This window comes from Clostridium sp. (assembly GCF_036639235.1).
Classification (GTDB): domain Bacteria; phylum Bacillota; class Clostridia; order Clostridiales; family Caloramatoraceae; genus Clostridium_AB.
The window spans coordinates 1-6,260 of the sequence record NZ_JAVWJB010000063.1; the positions used below are offsets into that span (position 1 = coordinate 1).

Annotated in this window: 4 protein-coding genes; 3 read left to right on the forward strand and 1 reads right to left on the reverse strand. The window is 33.5% G+C overall.

What is annotated here, in order from left to right:
• Positions 1 to 599, forward strand: a 599-nt coding sequence (locus RR539_RS09980) for a hypothetical protein (RefSeq protein ID WP_332500387.1), incomplete at its 5' end; no start/stop codon positions are given.
• A gap of 223 nt (positions 600 to 822) precedes the next feature.
• On the opposite strand, the gene RR539_RS09985 is transcribed toward RR539_RS09980, so the two are convergent.
• The gene (locus tag RR539_RS09985) at positions 823 to 2,208 is read right to left on the reverse strand and encodes a serine aminopeptidase domain-containing protein (RefSeq protein ID WP_332500388.1); all 1,386 of its coding nucleotides are present in this window, start codon (positions 2,206 to 2,208) and stop codon (positions 823 to 825) included.
• Positions 2,209 to 2,442: 234 nt separating this feature from the next.
• Here RR539_RS09985 and RR539_RS09990 point away from each other — a divergent pair, with 234 nt between their 5' ends.
• Positions 2,443 to 3,420 carry a helix-turn-helix transcriptional regulator gene (locus RR539_RS09990; protein ID WP_332474940.1) on the forward strand — a complete coding sequence of 326 codons (978 nt, stop codon included), beginning with the start codon at positions 2,443 to 2,445 and terminating at the stop codon, positions 3,418 to 3,420.
• 527 nt (positions 3,421 to 3,947) lie between these two features.
• The gene (locus RR539_RS09995) at positions 3,948 to 6,095 is read left to right on the forward strand and encodes a hypothetical protein (protein WP_332474956.1); all 2,148 of its coding nucleotides are present in this window, start codon (positions 3,948 to 3,950) and stop codon (positions 6,093 to 6,095) included.
• Positions 6,096 to 6,260: the final 165 nt, after the last annotated feature.

Below are 6,260 nucleotides of genomic sequence, written 5' to 3' on the forward strand. Positions count from 1 at the left end.
TAACCCATGGTAAGTACTCAGAAAGTAAGGATGTTAAGTTAATAGTTGCGAAGCAGGATGCATCACTTGAGAAAAAAAGTGAAATGAATAATTACGAAGGTAATTTTCTGTGGAAATCTAAAAATGGACTTGGAACAATTCATATGCCAGGAGACATGGGTCCACCTGATAATGACTATAGCTTAAATGGAGGGTATTTGGCACTACAGTTAATTGATAGTAGTGGTGTAGCAGTTAAGTTAAGTGATGTGCTTGAAAGTATTACTCTTAAGAGAAATGATGATTACCTAGATGTAATTCCAGATAATAATAGGGAAAAAAGTGACTTTGGACTTGGTGAAGTTGAAGGAGGGGGAACCAATTTAGCTAGTCCAGAGGGAGGAAATTCAGTATTCTATGGACTTAAGGTTAAGAATGGAAAAACCTATACAATGGCATTCTCAAGTGAAGAAGTTAGCGATATTCTAGTAGGAGTGAAGCCAAAGACTTTGGCAGCTGTAGGGGAATACACATTAAAAATAACCCCAGCTCACCAAGGAGAAGCAAATAAATTTATTAAAATATCAGATTCAATTGAATTTAAGGTAAGCATTAAATAAATAGTTAATCACTATTTCAATATTAAGGCAAAGGGGAGTCTCGATTAGAGATTGCCCTTTTGTAGTTGGTACAGTTAAAAGACCCTGCCCCCCTTCAGTATGCGGTGGGATTGTTCCAAGAAACTCTAAGACCTAAAAATACAAATCCAATAGCTGCTACCTGTACCAAGGCATAAAAAAGGGACCATTACAAAATTAAATTATTTTGTAACAGCCCCTTTGTTTATTTATTTAGGAATTCTACTATGGAATTTATAACTGAAGGGTCTACATTAGATTTTTCTAAGTAGGCATTTGGAGTTTTATCGCCCTTAGATAGTGTGTGTGTTAATCCTTCAAATTCCTTAAATTCTATTTTAGAGTCGTTTTTAAGAGTATCTTTAAACTTGTTAAGATCATCTATGGTTACTTGGTAATCGTTAAGTCCTTGAATAAATAGCATTGGTTTATTTATTTTAGATGCTTCAATAGCAGGGTCATATCCCTTATATTCAAGCCAGTACTTAGTGGGTATTCCAAGTATTTTTTCGTTTATAGATGACTCTGTTAGGGTTTTTATTTTAGAAACTTCACCTTGAATAAAGGATAGCTGCTCTTTTTTAAATTCCTCAGTAAGCCCTGGGGTTATGTCTAGTAGGTATTTGTTTTGACGGAGAATATGATCTTCAAGAGGGAAGTAGTTAGCGGCAAGGAAGATGTATCCCTTAGATGAAGGGTTAGTGCTGTGAAGCATAGGGATTATATTCCCTCCTTGGCTATGACCAATAGTGTAAATTTCACTAGGAACAATATCACTTCTTCTTTGTAGATACTGGATAATCTCGTTATAATCCTCTAGATATTCTTCCTTAAGACCTAGGTTAAGTACATAACTTGGAGTCATTTTGTCTATGTGGGATAGGGTTCTTTTGTCATATCTAAATGATGCAATACCCTTGTCTCCTAGCATATATGCAAGGTCTTTATATGGTGATTGATTTCCTATACTACCATCCTTATTAGAAGGACCAGAACCTCCAACTATTATTACGGTTTTAATATTTTTAGGTGGTTTTTTTGGTTTGATAAGTTCACCTTGAACCTCAAAGCCCTTAATTCCAAATGAAAGTTTTTCACATAGAAGGTTATTTGGAACTAGCTTATTTTCGCATTGAATTATTCTAGATTGTAGATCCGATTGTTGCTTGGTAAATAGGTTAATGTCCATGTTATGAAGCATGGACTTTGAATATGAAAGTTTGTATTGTAAATCCGTAATAGATGGGTTTTCATTCTTAGATAATTCAGATTCAACATATGAAACTGTTTCTAAGATTTGAATAAGTGTTTCTGCATAATGGATTCGTAAATTGTATTTTTCTTGACTATGACCTACTGGAAGGTAGGAGTTAAGTTTTTTTGCATCTGAAATGTAGGTTTTCCAAATTGGAACGTTTTTAGATGTAAATGAATTTGACTTAATTGAATTGTAAAGATGTTCAATCTTGTTGTGAACACTTAATACATCCTTCGATGTAGCAGCATATGCTGTATCTACAAATGAAGATATGCAAGGCTGAGAAAATACTAATGATGAACATACTATTAGTGGTATGACTTTTTTCTTCATTAAAAATCCTCCTAATGTAATTATTTACATTATATCAATAAAAACAATGGAAAACAAATGGATTTTTGCAATGTGTTTTAATAGGTAATTTAATCAAATTATAGAATTTATTTAAATGTGATGAAATGTTATAAATTTGTAAAAAAATTAATTTTTTTGGCATAAATATTGCAAAAAGGACACAATTTGTCTATAAAATGGTATATAATACTTATTAGGAAGGGGCTGACAAAAGTGGAATTAAAGCAGGCAAAGATAGAGAGAGTTTTATGGATATATAGTAGATTAATTAAAAACGCATGTGTTAACAAGAAAGAATTAGCAGCAAAATTCGGAGTAGATGAAAGAAGCATCCAAAGAGACATTAGTGATATTAATGCCTACCTTTCTAATTATATGGGAGATAGCGGTTGTGCGGAGGTTAAGTACAAGCGTAAGGATAAGGGATATAAACTTATTACAGAGGATAAGGAATATTTAACACGGGAAGATATTCTAGCTATTAGTAGGGTTCTACTTGAAAGTAGAGGATTTAAGAGGGAAGATATGGAGAGTCTTATTCATGGACTTCTAAGATGTGTATCTAGGGAAGAATCTAAGGATATTAAAAAATTTATAGGAAATGAACTTCTTCGTTATACGCCTGTTAACCATGAGTGTAATGTTATAGATAGAATATGGCAATACACAGAGTGGATAAATAAGTGTAAAGAGATCGAGGTAGAATATAGAAGAACAGATGGAGAGGTTGTAAATAGAGTACTTCACCCTATATCAGTTATTTTCTCAGAGTATTACTTCTATTTAATTGCATATCACAGTAACAAGGGTTATGATTTTCCAACGGTTTATAGGGTTGATAGAATTCTTAACGCTAAGGAAACAGATTCACCCCAGTTTACGATTCCAGAGCCTAAGAAAATTGAAGATGGTGAATTTAGAAAAAGAGTTCAGTTTATGTACGCTGGGGATCTTTATAAAATAAAGCTAGAGTATACTGGTAAATGTCCTTTGAATATTCTAGACAAGCTTCCAACAGGTAAAATTGTTGAAAGAAATGGAGATAAGTACATAATTGAGGCAGAGGTATACGGTAAGGGAATACTTATGTGGTTACTTAGCCAGGGAAGTAATGTTAAGTTATTAGCTCCAAGTGAACTTGTAGAAAACATGAAAATAGAAATTTTTAAAATGCAAAATATGTATAATTAACAGCTTTTATAGCTGTTTTTTGTTTGCAAAAAATTTTACTTTAGAGTAGCTCTATTTTACTTTTACAAAGTGGTAGCTAGCCCCTTAGCAGGTATGCGGTGGGATTTGTCAAAGAAATTCTAAGAGTCTACAAATAATTTATATACTACCTTAGTCATTATTAATTCCTCCTAATATCTAATAAGGATATATCGTGTGTCGAGATAGCTAGTATAGAATTTGTAATATGTAATGTCAATAGAATAAAAATAAAATGTTAAATAATTATCATAAAAAGAAAAATTTTATATATAATGTTCAAATTTGGATTTGTAAAAAATACAAATGATGAATTTAGAGTTTGAATTAAAATATTAACAGAAAACCTTTTCTAATAGGTTCAAATATGTGTCACTATTCATATACTATGAATAGTGTGTTATGAACAAAATATTAACATAACTGTAAACTATATAAAATTTTGTAAAGTACTCGATATATTAACTACCTTACAATAATTATATAGAACCTAAAGGGGGTACAAACCAATGGAGAAAAATGTTAAAAAGATTCTAAGTGGATCATTAGCAGGGGTTATGACTTTAACAGGTGCTGTGGGAGCGCTTTCAACTGTTGAAGTACAATCTGTACAAGCTTCTACAAATAATATAAAAAAGCTTGATGCTAAGATTTCACAAGTTGTTTCTTCTCTTAAGAAGAACTACCTAGGTCTTAAAAATGTAGGCCAATGGCAAAAATACATTAAGGAGTGTAAGGATTTACTTGCGAAAATTCCAAGTGGCAGTACTAAAAATAAGTATGCTGAAACAATTAGCAAGGCTGAAGCACTAATTAATGCAGCTGCTAGGGTAAATCAGGTAGAGAAAAGTATGTCTTCTAACTCACATTCAATGAAGAATGTTGATACTTGGGAGCAGTACGTTGAACTAGCTAAGAAGGATCTTACTAAGGTTGACCAAAAAGAATTTAAGAAGCAAATTGAAGAGCTTAAAGAGAGAACTGCTGTTAAAGTTCTATTAATGGATAAGGTTAAGGTAGCACACTTTGAAGCTGTTAAGAAGGTAGAGGCTATAGTAAAGGAAGCAGAGGCTCTAGTAAAAACAGATAAAACAAAGGCTTTAGAAAAATATAAAGAAGCTAGAAATGCTGGAGAAAAACTTTCAAGCCATTCATCAAAAACTAACCTTTTAAACAATATAGGTAAGGGTATTGTAGGGGTTATTGGAGATGCTGGTATTAAGGGAGATAAAACAGGATTTATCGACTTTAAGGATGTTAATAGCCTAGTTGCTATTAAGGATGCTAAGGTATCAAATGGGGTTATTGGGAAAAACGTTTCTCTAAACCTTGGAAGCTCAGCTATTGAGTTTGAAAATGTTAAGGCAAGTAAGAAGACTAATGTTACAGTTAATGTAGAGTCAGGAGCTAAGATTAAGGGAGGACACTTTGATGTTCTAACTATAAACATGGCTAATAAAAGGTCTATGGCAAGAAGCACACCTGTAGTTGGACTTGAGGGTGTAACTGCTAATAAGGTTGTTGTTTCAGATGGCGTTAACGTTAATGTAAATAACTCATCTAATATTAATGGTGTATATGTAGATGGAAACCAAGCTAATATTGATGGTGGAGTTATTAAGGACACAGTAGCACCTACATTAAAGGTAGGTAAGGGTTCAAATGCTAATAAGCTAAGAGTTGAATTTAGTGAAAATATTGCTACTAAGTCACAATCCGGTGGGTTTGTAGAACTTAATGATGGAGATTTTGCTTCAGCTATGTCATTTAAGGTTGTAGACAAGGCAGGTAAGGATGTTGAGGGTGCAATAGCTTCAATGTCATATAAGAAAATCGCTGGAAATGAAGTAGCAAGAGTAGATATAGATTTTGCAAAGGATAAGATTGTAGATGGATGCAAATTAATATTTGCAGGTGAAATATTCGATCTATCAGGTAATAAACTAACTGCAGCTCAAGGTGGAGTAATTGGTGAATACACTAAGAACTCATGGGATAGAAAGTCAGGAGTAGATGATAAGGGAATACTTGACCTTATAAATAAATCAACTAAGGACACTATTCAAAAGATTATAGAGGATAATGCTGAGGCTATTGGACTTGATATGGTAGATTATAATACTCTATCAGATGAGGGTAAGAAGGCTGTATGTATGGAGGTTTATGAAGAGCTTGAGGATGAAAGGGATGAGGAAGATGGAAAGCCATCAAAGCCAAACCCTGAAAAACCAAATCCAGATAAACCAAATCCACCAACTGATGGGTCAAACCAGGGTGGAAAAAGTCTAACTAGGGATAGTGATGATGACGACGATGATGATGATGAGGATGAAGATGAAGATGATGACATGATCGGATTCGAAAGTTTAGAGGATGTTAAGGAAGAGTTTGAAGAGGCTGTTGAAGAGCAGATAGAAAAAGAGGGACAAGGGGACCTTAAAACTCTACTAGAAGATATAAACAAAGCAGCAGATGCTGAGTCATTAGGTAAGTTAATAATAGCTAATGGTAATAGTGTAGATTTTGATATAGACGATTATGAGGACCTATCAGAGGAGAAGAGAGCTGCTGTATTTGAAAGTCTTTTAAAGAAGAAACCAGAGGGTGGATTTAAATCCCTAGAAAAAATCGAAGATATCTTAGACGATTTGTTATAGGAGTATTTAGATAAGATATTACATCCTATTCTGACCACGTTTGGGATTTTTCCTAGAACCTCTAAGGGTGAAAATGCCAATACCCTAAGGGCAGCCTCAAACTCGCTAAAGCTCAGCATTCCTGTAATGCGCTAAATGTAAATTTGATAAAAAAAATACCTCCTG

Coding starts and splice junctions, on each gene's coding strand:
- RR539_RS09985 (WP_332500388.1), bottom strand. CDS start 2,208: ATGAAGAAAAAAGTCATACCACTAATAGTATGTTCATCATTAGTATTT.
- RR539_RS09995 (WP_332474956.1), top strand. CDS start 3,948: ATGGAGAAAAATGTTAAAAAGATTCTAAGTGGATCATTAGCAGGGGTT.